The organism is Streptomyces sp. NPDC020490 (assembly GCF_044335305.1).
Lineage (GTDB): Bacteria > Actinomycetota > Actinomycetes > Streptomycetales > Streptomycetaceae > Streptomyces.
In genome coordinates this window covers 1-14,591 of record NZ_JBIRUY010000040.1, presented here as the reverse complement: position 1 = coordinate 14,591, position 14,591 = coordinate 1, and the positions used below count along the sequence as shown (strand labels likewise).

Here is a 14,591-nt window from a genome sequence, read left to right as displayed (position 1 = left end):
CGAGGACCGCCCAGGTGGCAGTAGCGTTCCGTACATGAGACTCGGTGTCCTCGACGTGGGATCGAACACGGTGCATCTGCTGGTGGTGGATGCGCACCCGGGCGCGTGCCCGCTACCCGCGCACTCGCACAAGGCGGAGCTGCGCCTGGCCCAACTCCTCGACGAGGACGGGGCCATCGGCCCCGAAGGGGTCGACAAGCTGATCGCCGTCATCCATGACGCGCTGCAGGCCGCCGAGGACAAGGGCGTGGAGGATCTCCTGCCGTTCGCGACCTCCGCCGTGCGCGAGGCCAGCAACGCCGACGAGGTCCTCGCGCGGGTGAAGCGCGAGACCGGCGTCGAGCTGCAGGTCCTCGCCGGCGCCGAGGAGGCCCGGCTGACCTTCCTCGCCGCCCGCCGCTGGTTCGGCTGGTCGGCGGGGAAGCTGCTCGTCCTCGACATCGGCGGCGGCTCCCTGGAGATCGCCTACGGCATCGACGAGCAGCCCGACGCGGCCGTCTCGCTGCCGCTGGGCGCGGGCCGGCTGACCGCCGCCCGGCTGCCCGGCGACCCGCCCGCCCCGGAGGCGGTGCGGGCGCTGCGCCGCCATGTGCGGGCCGAGATCGCCCGCACGGTCGGCGAGTTCAGCCGCTTCGGCGCCCCCGACCACGTCGTCGCCACCTCCAAGACCTTCAAGCAGCTCGCCCGCATAGCCGGTGCCGCCCGCTCCACCGACGGCCTCTACGTCCAGCGCGAGCTGAAGCGGGAGTCCCTGGAGGCCTGGGTCCCGCGCCTGGCCGGCATGACCACCGCCCAGCGGGCCGAGCTGCCCGGCGTCTCGGAGGGCCGCGCGGGCCAGCTGCTCGCCGGGGCGCTGGTGGCCGAGGGCGTGATGGACCTGCTCGGCGCGGAGTCGGTGGAGATATGCCCGTGGGCGCTCAGGGAGGGAGTGATCCTGCGCAGGCTCGACCACATGGGATCGGCGTGACCTCCCGCGGGGGCGCCGAGCGGCACCGGCGAGCCCCCGCGGACCGTACCGGCGGGGCCCCGGCGGACCGTACCGGCGGGGCCCGGCGGACCCACACTGGCGGGGCCCCGGCGGACCGTACCGGCGGGGCCCGGCGGACCCGTACCGGCGGGGCCCGGCGGACCCGCACTGGCGGGGCCCCGGCGGACCCGTACCGGCGGGGCCCGGCGGACCGTACCGGCGGGGCCCGGCGGACCCGCACTGGCGGGGCCCGGCGGACCCGTACCGGCGAGCCCCCGGCGGACCCGCACTGGCGAGCCCCCCGCGGACCCGCACTGGCGAGCCCCCGCGGACCCGCACCGGCGAGCCCCCGCCGACCGTCACCTACCCGTGGCGATGGCCACAACGGCGTACTGGGGCCCGGCCGCACGCACCCGCACCCCGTAACCTGTCACCCATGGCAGAGCCAGTCGTGCGCATCCCGGATGCGAAGGTCGCCCTGTCGACGGCGTCCGTCTATCCGGAGTCGACGGCGACGGCCTTCGAGATCGCCGCGCGTCTCGGATACGACGGTGTCGAGGTCATGGTGTGGACCGACCCGGTCAGCCAGGACATCGAGGCCCTGCGCAGACTCAGCGACTACCACCGGATCCCGATCCTCGCCGTGCACGCCCCCTGCCTGCTCATCACGCAGCGCGTGTGGTCCACCGACCCCTGGGTCAAGCTCCAGCGAGCCCGCGCCGCGGCCGAGAAGCTGGGCGCGACCACGGTCGTCGTCCACCCCCCGTTCCGCTGGCAGCGGCAGTACGCGCGTGACTTCGTCGACGGGATCTGGCGGATGGCGAACGAGACGGACGTCCGGTTCGCCGTCGAGAACATGTACCCCTGGCGCTACCGCGACCGCGAGATGCTCGCGTACGCCCCCGACTGGGACGTCACCAAGGACGACTACCGTCACTTCACGATCGACCTCAGCCATGCCGCGACGGCCCGCACGGACGCCATCGACATGGTCGACCGGATGGGCGACCGCCTGGGCCACGTGCACCTCGCGGACGGCCGGGGATCGGCGAAGGACGAGCACCTGGTCCCCGGCCGCGGCACCCAGCCCTGCGCCGAACTGCTGGAGCGCCTGGCGCTCACCGGCTTCGGCGGGCACGTCGTGATCGAGGTCAACACCCGCCGGGCCATGTCCGGCGCCGAACGCGAGGCCGACCTGGCCGAGGCGCTGGCGTTCACACGCCTGCACCTGGCGTCCGCGATGCAGGTGCCCCGGCCGTGACCGAGGCCACCTCCCGGCGCCGGGGCCGCCGTACCCGCACGGAGTCGGCCGGCACCCGCGACCGCATCCTGACGGTGGCCCGCGAGGAGTTCTCCCTGCGCGGCTACGACAAGACGTCCGTGCGCCAGATCGCCAAGGCGGCCGGTGTGGACTCGGCGCTGGTGCACCACTACTTCGGCACCAAGGAACAGGTCTTCGCGGCGGCCATCGAGACCGCCTTCGCGCCCGCCCGCCACGCGCCGGACGCGGTCGCCGACGGCCCGCTGGACGGCGTAGGAGAACGGCTCACCCGCTTCATCTTCGGCATCTGGGAGAACCCCACGACCCGCACACCGCTGCTGGCGATCGTCCGCTCCGCCGTGAACAACGAGACCGCGGCCGGTGTCTTCCGCGACCTGGTCGCCGCGCAGCTGCTGCGCCGCATCGCCGTGCAGCTCGACGTGCCGGACGCGGAACTGCGCGCCGAACTGGCGGCCGCGCAGCTGGTCGGGTCGGCCATGCTGCGGTACGTGATCAAGATGGAGCCGCTGGCCTCCGCGGACGTGGAGCAGATCATCGCGCGGGTGGCCCCGGTGGTGCAGGGACACCTGACCGGACCTTGACGGCACGGCCCGGACGGCGAGACGTCGGACGGCGAGGCACCGGCCCGTGAGAAGCCCGACCGCACGGCGCAAGACACGCGTCCCGTATTCCGGACACCTCGTCCCGACACCTGGATGACCGGCGTACGCTCGACGTGAGGTCCGTACTGGCCTCGAACCGGCTGACAACCGACTGAACACCGACTGAATCGTCCGACGGCAGTCCTGAAGGAGCGAGCGACGATGCCCGAGCTGAGGTCCCGCACAGTCACCCACGGCCGCAACATGGCGGGCGCCCGCGCCCTTATGCGTGCCTCTGGTGTACCCGGTGCGGACATCGGCCGCAAGCCGATCATCGCCGTCGCCAACAGCTTCACGGAGTTCGTGCCGGGCCACACCCACCTCCAGCCGGTCGGCCGGATCGTGAGCGAGGCGATCACCGAGGCGGGCGGCATCCCGCGCGAGTTCAACACCATCGCGGTCGACGACGGCATCGCCATGGGCCACGGCGGCATGCTCTACAGCCTGCCCTCCCGCGACCTGATCGCGGACTCGGTCGAGTACATGGTCGAGGCCCACTGCGCCGACGCCCTGGTCTGCATCTCCAACTGCGACAAGATCACCCCGGGCATGCTGATGGCCGCGCTGCGGCTGAACATCCCGACGGTGTTCGTCTCCGGCGGCCCGATGGAGGCCGGCCGGGCCACCCTGGTCGACGGCACGGTCCGCTCGCTGGACCTGATCGACGCGATCGCCGACGCCGCGAACGACAAGATCTCCGACGAGGACATCCTCCGCATCGAGGAGAACGCCTGTCCGACCTGCGGCTCCTGTTCCGGCATGTTCACCGCCAACTCGATGAACTGCCTGACCGAGGCGATCGGCCTCTCCCTCCCCGGCAACGGATCGGTCCTCGCCACCCACACGGCCCGCAAGCAGCTCTACGTCGCCGCGGCCCGCACGGTCATGGACATCACCCGGCGCCACTACGAGCAGGACGACGACACGGTCCTGCCGCGCTCCGTCGCCACCTTCGCCGCCTTCGAGAACGCGATGGCCCTCGACATCGCGATGGGCGGCTCCACGAACACGATCCTGCACCTGCTGGCCGCCGCCCAGGAGGCGGGCGTGCCGTTCGGCCTGGAGCAGATCGACGCGGTCTCGCGCCGCGTGCCGTGCCTGGCGAAGGTCGCGCCCAACGTCGCGAAGCACCGCACGTACTACATGGAGGACGTGCACCGCGCCGGCGGCATCCCCGCCCTGCTCGGCGAACTGCACCGCGCGGGCCTGCTGAACGAGGACGTGCACTCCGTCCACAGCCCGTCGCTGGCCGACTGGCTGAAGACGTGGGACGTCCGCGGCGGCTCCCCCTCCCCCGAGGCGGTCGAGCTGTGGCACGCGGCCCCGGGCTGCGTCCGCTCGGCCGAGGCGTTCTCCCAGTCCGAGCGCTGGGACACCCTCGACGAGGACGCCGAGAACGGCTGCATCCGCTCCGTCGAGCACGCCTACTCCAAGGACGGCGGCCTGGCGGTCCTCAAGGGCAACCTGGCGGTCGACGGCTGCGTCGTGAAGACGGCCGGCGTCGACGAGTCCATCTGGACCTTCGAGGGCCCCGCGGTGGTGTGCGAGTCGCAGGAAGAGGCCGTCGAGAAGATCCTCAACAAGCAGGTGACGGAGGGCGACGTGGTCGTCATCCGCTACGAAGGCCCCAAGGGCGGCCCCGGCATGCAGGAGATGCTCTACCCGACGTCGTTCCTCAAGGGCCGCGGCCTCGGCAAGAGCTGCGCGCTCATCACGGACGGCCGCTTCTCGGGCGGCACGTCGGGACTGTCGATCGGCCACGCGTCCCCCGAGGCGGCGTCCGGCGGCACGATCGCCCTCGTCGAGGACGGCGACCGCATCCGCATCGACATCCCCGGCCGCACGATCGAGCTCCTGGTCGACGACGCCGAGCTGGCCCGCCGCAAGGAGGCGCTGGGCGGCACGTACGCCCCGCGGAACCGCGACCGCAAGGTCTCCGCGGCGCTGCGGGCCTACGCGGCGATGGCGACCAGCGCGGACAAGGGCGCGGTGCGCGACGTGACCAAGCTGGGCTGACGCCCCCGCCCAGCACCGGGGCCGCTCCCTCCGGGGGCGGCCCCTTCGCCGTCCCCGCCCGCCCGACAGGCGCTTCCTACCAGGCCGCCGGATCCCGCGAGTCCACGGCGAAGACGGTGCCGTCGGGTGCGGCGGCGTAGACGCGGGGGGCGGCGGGCTGGGGGGTGGGGAGGGCGGCCATGAACGCGTCCGCGCGGGAACTGAGCCGCGGCCGGGTCTGCCCGAGCAGCTTCCCCTTCGCCACGTCCACCCCGAGCAGCCGTCCGTCAGCGGCGCTGAAGTACACGTGACGGCCCTCGATGACCGGTGCCGAACCACGGCTCACGGACGTCTCCACGGACCACAGCTGCCTGCCGGCATCCGTGTCGACCAGCGTCAGGGAACCCCCGGTTCCCAGCAGACAGACGAGATTCCCGCGCACGGTGGCCTGCGCCTGATCGATCGGTACGGTCAGCGGCACACGCCGGGTGACCCTCGACTCCGGTTCGTAGCGGACCACCGCGCTCGCCGTGCCGACCTCGTTGCCGCCGGCCAGCAGCACCAAGCTGTCGCCGGTGACGCCGGCGATCGTCAGCCCGCCGTCGAACCACGCGCTCCAGCCCTTCCGCCCGGTGGCGGCATCGACCGCCGTGACCTTCGTCCGCGTCCCGTCGGCCGACGGGGTCGCGGCGAAGGCCCAGCGGCTCTTGGGGAACGACACGAAGTACGGCTCGTCCAGCCCCGTTATCCGCCGGCTCCACTCGGTTTCCCCGGACAGGCTGTCCACGCCGGTCACCTTGCCGCCGGAACCGGTCAGCAGCAGCGTGCCGCCCGCGTAGCGGATGCTGCTGTAGGCCGAGACGTCTCGTGCCCACCGCACCTTGCCCGATGACGGATCGAGCGCTTCCACCCGCTTCCCGGCCTGGGTCAGGACGTGCACCAGGCCTCCTGAGAGGACCGGTGACACATCGGGAGCGTCACCACCGGAGAGACCGTGCCGCCACCGCACGCTCCCGTCGTCGGGGTCGAGGGCGGACAGCAGGCCGGGCTGTGCGCACAGCAGCAGCCGCGTCCCGTACGTGCAGCGGGGCAGGCCGCCCGCCGTGCCCGACGGCCTGGTCGCCCAGGCACTGAACGGGGACGGCGCCCCGGCGCCCGTCCCGCCCGGTGCGCCGTCCCCGCCGTCCGGCGACTGGGCCCAGGCGAACGCGCCGCCCGCGACGAGGAACAGGGCCAGGGCCAGGACCGCCGCCCGCTTGCCGCGGCGCCCTCCCGTCCGCCGGGGCGGCGGCTCCTCGGGTTCCGTCGCCGGACGCGGTGCGTCGGCCGCTCGCTGCGCCGGTATGAACGCCTGCGTGTCGTAGGAAGCGGCCACGGACCGGAGCTCGCGCATCAACTGATCCGGCGTGGGCCGGTCCTCCGGCTCCTTGGCCAGGCAGCGCAGGACGAGCGGCGCGAGGTTCTCCGGTACGCCGGTCAGGTCCGGCTCGTCGTGCACGACCTGGTAGGCGACGACGTAGGGGCTGTCGGAGTCGAACGGCCCGCGTCCGGTCGCCGCGTGCACCATCACCGACCCCAGCGCGAAGACGTCGGCGGCGGGCCCCACCTCCCGCGGCCGCCGGAACTGCTCCGGCGCCATGAAGGGCGGGGTGCCGATCAACTTGCCCGTCTCGGTGCGCAGTTCGCTGTCCTTCGGCCGGGAGATGCCGAAGTCGATGACCTTCGGCCCGTCCTCGGCGAGCAGTACGTTGCTCGGCTTCAGGTCCCGGTGCACGACCCCGACCCGGTGGATGTCGCGCAGCGCTTCGGCCAGCCCGGCCATCAGTCGGCGCAACTGGGCGGAAGCCATGGGCCCGTTCCGCTTCACGTGCTCGGACAGGGTGGGCCCCGGAATGAACAGCGTGGCCATCCAAGGCCGTTCGGCCTCCGGGTCGGCGTCGACGACGGACGCGGTGAAGGCGCCGCTGACCCTGCGGGCCGCGCCGACCTCCTGCCGGAAACGCCCCCTGAACTCGGGGTCCTTGGCGAACTCGGCGTGTACGACCTTCACCGCGAGCTTCATGCCCGAGGTGCTGCGGGCCAGGTGGACGACCCCCATGCCGCCCGAGCCGAGGCACGACTCCAGACGGTAGTGACCGGCGTACTCGGGCAGTTCCGCTTCCGCGCCCGCTCCGGCCTTCCGCTGCGGCGCCATGGGACCACCCCCGTGCTGTTCGTCCATGCGCGCGAAGCACGGAGCCTAGTCGATGACTCGTGCGGGACAGAGGCGACTTGCCAGCGTTCACGAGCGGGTCGCATAGGCGTGTTTGATGGCGCGTGCCATGGGTATCAACGGGGCCCCATGGCACGCATGGGGTTGAACGGGGGAGTTTTCCATGACTGTTGACCGCGTCGAACAGATCGAAGGCGGCGACGAGGAGGCCGTCACGGCGATGGCCGCGTCGGCATCCGTGACCTACTACCCGGTGGCTCCGGGCGTCAGGCTGAACGTCCGCAGTGGTCCCGCCACCAGCTACCCGATCGTCAAGGTCCTGCCCGAAGGGTCCCGAGTGGGAATCCTGTGCCAGACGCCGGGCACCACTGTGTCGGGCTACTACGGCACGTCGAACATCTGGGACTGCATCGGCAGCGGCGAGTACGTCTCCGACACCTACGTGAACACCGGCAGCGACGGCTATGTCCGCCCGAGGTGCGGATCCTGACCCACCACACCACTACCAGGGGACATCCATGACTTCCCGCAGGCGCATATCCGTCCTGCTCGCCGGTGCCGTCGGAGCCTTCCTCATGGTGACGGCGGCTCCGGCGACCGCTTCGGCGGCAACCGTGCAGTACTACCCGATCGCGCCCGGCGTCGAGCTGAACGTCCGCAGCGGTCCCGGCACCGGCTACCCCCTCGTCCGGGTGCTGCCGGCGGGCTCCCAGGTACCGATCTTCTGCCAGACGCCGGGCACCACGGTGTCGGGCTACTACGGCACGTCGAACATCTGGGACAACATCGACAACGGCGAGTACGTGTCGGACGCCTATGTGAAGACGGGCAGCGACGGCTACGTAGCCCCGCGCTGCGCCTGAACCCTCCCGGAGCCCGCGTCCGCCTGCGAGCCATAATCGTCCCGTGAGCGACGAAACCGGCCCCCAGGACAGCGCGGGCTCCGCGGCCCCCCGCCCGGAACCCCTCCGCTTCTTCGGCACCACCTGGGTGAACCACGACCGCGGCTACGGACTCCGCCGCATCGGCGCGGCCGTCGGCTCGCTCGCCGCCGCCGTCGCCTCCTGCCTCGTCCTGCGCTTCGCCTACGAGGGCCTCCAGATCGCCGACACCGGCGCCTTCGTCACCGTCCTCATGGTCGCGATGTTCGCGATCTGCAGTGCGCTGGCCTTCCGGCACGCCTGGGACGGCTTCGGCGCCCGTCCCGACCCGCAGCGCCAGGCGTCCCTGCGGGGCCTCCTCGCCATCGGCTTCGTCGGCTCCCTCCTCGCCTACTTCTTCCGCTCCCTCACCGAGGCCCCCGGCGAGAAGCTGCACCGCCAGGAGTACGAGGCGGCACTCGCCCGGCACGCCAAGCGCGGCGCCCGCCGCACGGGCAACCCGTCCAAGAAGCGCCGCCGCGCCTAGAACGCGCCGCCGCGCCCGTACCCCCCTCCGGCCGTCGGCCGGCTCTCACGCGTGCCCGCGTCCTCCCCCGACGCCCACCCGCAACGCCCACTCGGCCCCGGCTCAGACGGTCGTCCGGGTTCCGCTTGACAGCCCCGGCGGACAGGAGGATTGTTCAGCACATGATGAATATAAGTCGCGGCGACGCCGACGCCCCCGATCCCGGAGCCGCGCCCGCCGCGCCCGCCGTGCGCGCCGAGGGCCTTTCCGTGGTCCGCGGCACCCGCACGGTCGTGCGCGGCATCGGCTTCATCGTGCCGCGCGGCCAGGTCACCGGCCTGCTCGGCCCGTCCGGCTGCGGCAAGACCACCCTGATGCGGGCGATCGTCGGCACCCAGGCCAAGGTCACCGGCACCCTGGAGGTCCTCGGCCGGCCCGCCGGCCACCCCACCCTGCGCACCCGCATCGGCTACGTCACCCAGGACCCGTCCGTCTACGACGACCTGTCCGTCCGCCAGAACCTGGACTACTTCGCCGCGATCCTCGCCCCCGGCACCCCGGCCCACGACCGCCGCCAGGACGTCGACCGGGTCCTCGCCGAGGTCGACCTCACCAGCCACGCCGACGCCCTGGCCCGCAACCTCTCCGGCGGGCAGCGCAGCCGCGTCTCCCTCGCCGTCTCCCTCCTCGGCCGCCCGGAACTCCTCGTCCTCGACGAACCCACCGTCGGCCTGGACCCGGTCCTGCGCCGCGACCTGTGGAACCTCTTCCACCGCATCGCCGCCGAGCGCGGAGCCACCCTCATCGTCTCCTCCCACGTCATGGACGAGGCCGAACGCTGCCACCGCCTCCTGCTCATGCGGGAGGGCGAGATCCTCGCCGACGACACCCCGGACGCCCTGCGCACCCGTACCGGCTCCGACACCGTCGAGGGAGCCTTCCTGCACCTGGTCGACGAGGCGGCCGTCGCCGCCCGCGCGAAGGAGACCACCGGATGAGCACCACCCCGAGCACCCCGAGCACCGCGACCACCGCGTCCCCGGCGGTCAAGCCGGTCCCCACCGGCGCGCTGAACCTGCACCGCACCACCGCCACCGCGACCCGGGTCCTGCGCCAGCTGCGCCACGACCCCCGCACCATCGCCCTCATGATCCTGGTGCCGTGCCTGCTGCTGTTCCTGCTGCGCTACGTCTTCGACGGCAGCCCGCGCACCTTCGACAACATCGGCGCCTCGCTCCTCGGCATCTTCCCGCTGATCACGATGTTCCTGGTGACGTCCATCGCCACCCTGCGCGAACGCACCTCCGGCACCCTGGAACGCCTCCTCGCCCTGCCCCTGGGCAAGGGCGACCTGATCGCCGGCTACGCCCTCGCCTTCGGCATCCTCGCGATCATCCAGTCCGCCCTGGCCACCGGCCTCGCGGTCTGGTTCCTCGGCCTGGACGTCGTCGGCAGCCCCTGGCTGCTGCTGCTCGTCGCCCTGCTCGACGCCCTGCTGGGCACCGCCCTCGGCCTCTTCGTCTCGGCGTTCGCCGCGTCCGAGTTCCAGGCGGTCCAGTTCATGCCGGCCGTGATCTTCCCCCAGCTCCTCCTCTGCGGCCTGTTCACCCCGCGCTCCAACATGCACCCCGTCCTGGAGGGCATCTCCGACGTCCTGCCCATGTCCTACGCCGTCGACGGCATGAACGAGGTCCTCAAGCACACCGACATGACCGCCACCTTCGTACGGGACGTGCTGGTCGTCGCCGGCTGCGCGGTGCTGGTCCTCGGCCTGGGCGCGGCGACGCTGCGACGCCGGACGACCTGACCGGCCACCATCCCGGCCATCCTGACCGGCCGCACCTCACCGGCAGCCTCGCCCGCCCCGGGCCCGCCCTGCCCCCGCCCCGTACCGGCCGCCGCCGCACCCGCGCCCCACGTCCGCCCACCGGACAAGCGCCCCGCACGCCGATGCCCGGTGCGAGGATGAGTCCGGACGACGCAACCCTCGGAGGGCACCCCAGCCATGACGCAGAAAGTCGCAGTCCTCGGCACCGGCAAGATCGGCGAAGCCCTGCTCAGCGGAATGATCCGCGGCGGCTGGGCCCCGGCCGACCTCCTGGTCACCGCCCGCCGCCCGGAGCGAGCCGAAGAGCTCCGTGCCCGCTACGGAGTCACCCCGGTCACCAACCCGGAGGCGGCCAAGACCGCCGACACCCTGATCCTCACCGTCAAACCGCAGGACATGGGCGCCCTCCTCGACGAACTCGCCCCCCACGTTCCCGCCGACCGCCTGGTCATCAGCGGAGCCGCCGGCATCACCACGGCCTTCCTCGAGGAACGCCTCGCCGCCGGCGTCCCGGTCGTCCGCGTCATGACGAACACGCCCGCCCTCGTCGACGAGGCCATGTCCGTCATCTCCGGCGGCAGCCACGCCACCGCCGACCACCTGGCCCACACCGAGGAGATCTTCGGCGCCGTCGGCAAGACGCTCCGCGTCCCCGAGGCCCAGCAGGACGCCTGCACCGCCCTCTCCGGCTCCGGGCCGGCGTACTTCTTCTACCTCGTCGAGGCCATGACCGACGCCGGCATCCTGCTCGGCCTGCCCCGCGACAAGGCCCACGACCTGATCGTCCAGTCCGCGATCGGCGCCGCCGTCATGCTCCGCGACAGCGGCGAGCACCCCGTCAAGCTCCGCGAGAACGTCACGTCCCCCGCGGGCACCACCATCAACGCCATCCGCGAACTCGAGAACCACGGCGTGCGCGCCGCCCTCATCGCCGCCCTCGAAGCCGCCCGCGACCGCAGCCGCGAACTCGCCTCCGGCAAGAAGGACTGACCCCCGCCGGGGGCGGCCCCACCACACTCACCGCCCCCGCGGTCACACCCCCGCGGTCACCGCCCCCCGGCGGTCACCCCCCCCGGCCGTCACCGCCCCCCGGCGGTCACCGCGCCGCGTCCACGACCTCCTTCGTGGTCACCACCCGCGCGAACCCGCCCCCGTGCAGCGACACCGCCGACGCCTGCGCCACCTCCTCGGCGCTCCGCCGCCAGCCGAACGGCCCCTCCAGGTCGAAGGTGTACGTGGCGTCGTACGCGACCACCACGTCGTACCCGAGGTTCCCGCCCATCCGGGCCGTCGTCTCCACGCACATGTTGGTCTGGATCCCGGCCACCACGAGCTGCGTGACGCCCGCCGCCCTCAGCCAGGCGTCCAGGTCCGGCGTCCCGTAGAAGGCCGAGTTCACCGTCTTCGTGACCAGCAGCTCCGCCCCGCCGGCCGTCCTGCCGCGCCGCCGCTCCACGTACTCCTTGAAGTCGTTGCCCGCCTGCCCCGTCCGCAGCGGCGACCGCGGACCGACGGAGTCGTGCCGCACGAACACCACCGGCCGTCCCGTCGACTGCCACGCGTCGATGAGCGCGGCGATGTTGTCGTCCGCCCCGGGATTGTTCCGCGGCCCCCAGAAGCCGGCGTCCTCGAAACCCTGCTGTACGTCCACGACCACCAGGGCCGCGTTCTCCGCTATGTCCATGCCCACGATGCTGCCGCGCCGCCCCCTGCCCTCCCAGCGGCGCGGAAGTCGGCGATCGATGGTTTACTGCCATCCATGGCCAGCGCCCACCGCGTCGCCCTCGTCGCCTTCCCCGGCATCCGCGCCTTCGATGTCGCCGTCATCACCGAGGTGTGGGGCACCGACCGCACCGATCGCGGCGCCCCAGCCTTCGACCTGCGCCGCGTCGCCGCCGACCCCGCCCCCGTCCCGATGCGCGGCGGCCTCACCCTCCTGCCCGAGCGCACCCTCGCCTGGCTCTCCCGCGCCGACCTGATCGTCGTCCCCGGCCTCGACGACCACCTCACCCCCGCACCCGCGCCGGTCCTCGACGCCCTCCGCCGCGCCCACGCCCGCGGCACCACCGTCGCCGCCCTCTGCGGCGGAGCCTTCACGCTGGCCCAGGCCGGCCTCCTCGACGGCCGCCGAGCCGTCACCCACTGGAACCTCGTCGACCTCCTGCGCGCACACCATCCCCGGGTCACCGTCGTCCCCGACGCCCTCTTCATCGAGGAGGACGGCATCTGGACCTCCGCCGGCACCGCGGCCGGCATCGACCTGTGCCTCCACCTCGTCCGCCGGGCCCACGGCGCGGAGGCGGCGGCGACCATCGCCCGCTCGATGGTCACCGCCCCCTTCCGCACCGGCACCCAGGCCCAGTTCATCGAGCAGCCCACCCCGCGCGCGGACCGCGACGCCGACGCCCTGGCCGCCGTACGCGAACACGCCCTGCGCCGGCTGCACGAGCCCCTCACGGTGGCCGACCTGGCCGCGCACGCGGGCATGTCACCGCGCAGCTTCGCCCGCCACTTCACCGCGGCCACCGGCACGACCCCGCTGCGCTGGCTCCTGGACCAGCGCATCGCGGCCGCCCAGAAACTCCTCGAACGAACCGACCTGCCCATGCCCGAGGTCGCCCGCCGCGCGGGCTTCGGCAGCGAGGTCACCATGCGCCAGCACTTCGCATCGCGTCTCGCCACCAGCCCGCGCGCCTACCGGGCGGCGTTCGGCGCGGGGTCCGCGCCGGAGACGGCCGGCAGCAGCCCGATGGCGCGATAGGCGGCATCCACGGTCGGCCGCGCCATCGCGCGCGCCCGCTCCGCGCCGTCCCGCAGCACCCCGTCCACGTATCCGGGGTCCGCGCACAACGCCCGGTGCCGCTCCCGCAAGGGCCTGAGCACCTCGACCACGGCGTCGGCGGTGTCCTTCTTCAGCGCGCCGTACGACGCGTACGAACCGGCCAGCTCCTCCGGATCCCCGCCGGTGCAGGCAGCGAGGATCTCCAGCAGATTCGCGACACCCGGCCGTTCCTCCCTGTCGTGGACGACGTCCTGCCCGCTGTCGGTCACCGCCCGCATGACCTTCCTGCGCACCACGTCCGGCTCGTCGAGCAGGTAGACGATCCCCGGCCCCGCGTCGTCGCTCTTGCCCATCTTCGACGTCGGGTCCTGCAGATTCATCACCCGTGCGCCCACCGCCGGCGGCGTCGCCTTCGGCACCGTGAACGTGTGGCCGTAACGTTGGTTGAACCGCACCGCCAGATCCCGCGTCAGCTCCACGTGCTGCGTCTGGTCGTCCCCCACCGGCACCTCGTCCGCCGCGTAGGCCAGGATGTCCGCCGCCATCAGCGCCGGATACGTCAGCAGCGACAGCCGCACGCTCCCGCCCCGCGCCCGCTCCCGCGGGGCCTTCTCCTTGTACTGGATCATGCGCCGCATCTCACCGTCGGTCGCCACGCACTCCAGCAGGTACGACAGCCGTGTGTGCTCGTCGACGTGACTCTGCACGAACACGGTGCACAGCTCCGGGTCCAGTCCGGACGCCAGCAACAGCGTGGCCGCCTGCCGACTGAGCCTGCGCACCCGCGCCGGGTCGTGGTCGACGGTCAGCGCGTGCAGATCGACGATGCAGAACAGCGCGTCCGCCTCGTGCTGGTCCACCGCGGCCCACCGCCGCATGGCTCCCAGGTAGTTCCCGAGCGTCAGGTGCCCGGTCGGCTTGACCCCGCTGAAGACTCGCGTCATCCCTCTTCCACCTCCTGGTCGAGGCCGCCGGCCCCGGCGGCCGGCCCTCAGGAGCTTCTGGAGGGAGATACGAGAACGGCCGCCGAAGCGGCGGCCGTGGGTGCGTACGTGACTGCGGCCGCCGTCAGGCGGCCCACCAGAACTGGTTGCACGTACGCGTCGTCATGCCCCACAGAGTACGCCTCCCGAACGCCTTCACCAGGCGGTTCCGGGGGTGTCCGGACCGAAGTTGACACGGACCGGGCCGGTCCGTACTGTTCTCCGAGTTGTCCGACGTGAGCGCCGACTCCGGTCGGTCCCCGGACAGCCATTCCGCAGTACCAACCAAGACCGGCGTCTGTCGATCATTCGACCTGCCGCCGCGTCTTCGGCATGCGTATTCGCGAAATGAGGAATCCGCGTCCGAAAGGCCGCAGCCCCCGATTAGCTCGGGAGCGAGGAATCCGCTAAAGTCTCACTCGTCGGAACGGCCCAACGGCCGGGAAGACAAATCCCGCTGACTGGGAATCAGACGCCGAAAGGATCTGATAGAGTCGGAAACGCAAGACCGAAGG

14 protein-coding genes are annotated in these 14,591 nt (G+C 72.5%); 11 read left to right on the top strand and 3 right to left on the bottom strand.

Features of this window, described 5'->3' with window-relative positions; all coding sequences use genetic code 11:
* The first annotated feature begins 34 nt into the window (after positions 1–34).
* The 4 genes from ACH4ZX_RS32720 (at position 35) to ilvD (ending at position 4,906) form a co-directional block, all read left to right on the top strand.
* A complete protein-coding gene (locus ACH4ZX_RS32720; RefSeq protein ID WP_360745188.1) occupies positions 35–967 on the top strand; it encodes a Ppx/GppA phosphatase family protein in 933 nt (310 codons plus the stop codon).
* Positions 968–1,403: 436 nt separating this feature from the next.
* Positions 1,404–2,228 (top strand): sugar phosphate isomerase/epimerase family protein, encoded by an 825-nt coding sequence (locus ACH4ZX_RS32715; RefSeq protein WP_398280777.1) that lies wholly within the window; start codon positions 1,404–1,406, stop codon positions 2,226–2,228.
* Entirely contained in the window at positions 2,225–2,830 is a 606-nt protein-coding gene (locus tag ACH4ZX_RS32710; RefSeq protein ID WP_398280774.1) for a TetR family transcriptional regulator, read from the top strand. The genes ACH4ZX_RS32715 and ACH4ZX_RS32710 overlap by 4 nt, the downstream gene beginning before the upstream one ends.
* Positions 2,831–3,052: 222 nt before the next feature.
* On the top strand, positions 3,053–4,906 hold the full coding sequence (gene ilvD / locus ACH4ZX_RS32705; RefSeq protein ID WP_398280771.1) for a dihydroxy-acid dehydratase: 1,854 nt from the start codon (positions 3,053–3,055) through the stop codon (positions 4,904–4,906).
* Between the two features lie 76 nt (positions 4,907–4,982).
* Here ilvD and ACH4ZX_RS32700 read toward each other — a convergent pair whose 3' ends face one another.
* Entirely contained in the window at positions 4,983–7,079 is a 2,097-nt protein-coding gene (locus ACH4ZX_RS32700) for a serine/threonine-protein kinase (RefSeq protein ID WP_398280768.1), read from the bottom strand.
* Positions 7,080–7,260: 181 nt separating this feature from the next.
* Between ACH4ZX_RS32700 and ACH4ZX_RS32695 the strand changes: the two genes are divergently transcribed.
* The 6 genes from ACH4ZX_RS32695 (at position 7,261) to proC (ending at position 11,301) form a co-directional block, all read left to right on the top strand.
* Positions 7,261–7,587, top strand: coding sequence for an SH3 domain-containing protein (locus ACH4ZX_RS32695; RefSeq protein WP_398280765.1), 327 nt, complete (start codon positions 7,261–7,263; stop codon positions 7,585–7,587).
* An 85-nt stretch (positions 7,588–7,672) separates the two neighbouring features.
* Positions 7,673–7,960, top strand: a complete 288-nt coding sequence (locus ACH4ZX_RS32690; protein WP_398280939.1) for an SH3 domain-containing protein — start codon at positions 7,673–7,675, stop codon at positions 7,958–7,960.
* A gap of 43 nt (positions 7,961–8,003) precedes the next feature.
* Complete coding sequence (locus ACH4ZX_RS32685; protein ID WP_398280762.1) at positions 8,004–8,504, top strand: EamA/RhaT family transporter; 501 nt, start codon at positions 8,004–8,006, stop codon at positions 8,502–8,504.
* A 161-nt stretch (positions 8,505–8,665) separates the two neighbouring features.
* Complete coding sequence (locus ACH4ZX_RS32680; RefSeq protein ID WP_398280759.1) at positions 8,666–9,481, top strand: ABC transporter ATP-binding protein; 816 nt, start codon at positions 8,666–8,668, stop codon at positions 9,479–9,481.
* A complete protein-coding gene (locus ACH4ZX_RS32675; protein WP_398280756.1) occupies positions 9,478–10,290 on the top strand; it encodes an ABC transporter permease in 813 nt (270 codons plus the stop codon). Before ACH4ZX_RS32680 ends, ACH4ZX_RS32675 begins: the two co-directional genes overlap by 4 nt.
* Positions 10,291–10,488: 198 nt before the next feature.
* On the top strand, positions 10,489–11,301 hold the full coding sequence (gene proC / locus ACH4ZX_RS32670) for a pyrroline-5-carboxylate reductase (RefSeq protein WP_360745160.1): 813 nt from the start codon (positions 10,489–10,491) through the stop codon (positions 11,299–11,301).
* 106 nt (positions 11,302–11,407) lie between these two features.
* On the opposite strand, the gene ACH4ZX_RS32665 is transcribed toward proC, so the two are convergent.
* Entirely contained in the window at positions 11,408–11,995 is a 588-nt protein-coding gene (locus tag ACH4ZX_RS32665) for a cysteine hydrolase family protein (RefSeq protein WP_398280751.1), read from the bottom strand.
* A gap of 75 nt (positions 11,996–12,070) precedes the next feature.
* Here ACH4ZX_RS32665 and ACH4ZX_RS32660 point away from each other — a divergent pair, with 75 nt between their 5' ends.
* On the top strand, positions 12,071–13,072 hold the full coding sequence (locus ACH4ZX_RS32660) for a GlxA family transcriptional regulator (protein WP_398280748.1): 1,002 nt from the start codon (positions 12,071–12,073) through the stop codon (positions 13,070–13,072).
* Here the strand turns inward: ACH4ZX_RS32660 and trpS are convergent.
* Complete coding sequence (gene trpS / locus ACH4ZX_RS32655; protein ID WP_398280745.1) at positions 13,006–14,037, bottom strand: tryptophan--tRNA ligase; 1,032 nt, start codon at positions 14,035–14,037, stop codon at positions 13,006–13,008. The two genes, ACH4ZX_RS32660 and trpS, sit on opposite strands and share 67 nt — an antisense overlap.
* Between the last annotated feature and the right edge of the window lie 554 nt (positions 14,038–14,591).

Excerpts from the sequence above, each read along its gene's own strand:
- ACH4ZX_RS32680 (WP_398280759.1), top strand. The coding sequence starts at position 8,666 with ATGATGAATATAAGTCGCGGCGACGCCGACGCCCCCGATCCCGGAGCC.
- ACH4ZX_RS32695 (WP_398280765.1), top strand. The coding sequence starts at position 7,261 with ATGACTGTTGACCGCGTCGAACAGATCGAAGGCGGCGACGAGGAGGCC.
- ilvD (WP_398280771.1), top strand. The coding sequence starts at position 3,053 with ATGCCCGAGCTGAGGTCCCGCACAGTCACCCACGGCCGCAACATGGCG.
- ACH4ZX_RS32660 (WP_398280748.1), top strand. The coding sequence starts at position 12,071 with ATGGCCAGCGCCCACCGCGTCGCCCTCGTCGCCTTCCCCGGCATCCGC.
- trpS (WP_398280745.1), bottom strand. The coding sequence starts at position 14,037 with ATGACGCGAGTCTTCAGCGGGGTCAAGCCGACCGGGCACCTGACGCTC.
- ACH4ZX_RS32675 (WP_398280756.1), top strand. The coding sequence starts at position 9,478 with ATGAGCACCACCCCGAGCACCCCGAGCACCGCGACCACCGCGTCCCCG.
- ACH4ZX_RS32715 (WP_398280777.1), top strand. The coding sequence starts at position 1,404 with ATGGCAGAGCCAGTCGTGCGCATCCCGGATGCGAAGGTCGCCCTGTCG.
- ACH4ZX_RS32690 (WP_398280939.1), top strand. The coding sequence starts at position 7,673 with ATGGTGACGGCGGCTCCGGCGACCGCTTCGGCGGCAACCGTGCAGTAC.
- ACH4ZX_RS32720 (WP_360745188.1), top strand. The coding sequence starts at position 35 with ATGAGACTCGGTGTCCTCGACGTGGGATCGAACACGGTGCATCTGCTG.
- proC (WP_360745160.1), top strand. The coding sequence starts at position 10,489 with ATGACGCAGAAAGTCGCAGTCCTCGGCACCGGCAAGATCGGCGAAGCC.
- ACH4ZX_RS32700 (WP_398280768.1), bottom strand. The coding sequence starts at position 7,079 with ATGGCGCCGCAGCGGAAGGCCGGAGCGGGCGCGGAAGCGGAACTGCCC.
- ACH4ZX_RS32665 (WP_398280751.1), bottom strand. The coding sequence starts at position 11,995 with ATGGACATAGCGGAGAACGCGGCCCTGGTGGTCGTGGACGTACAGCAG.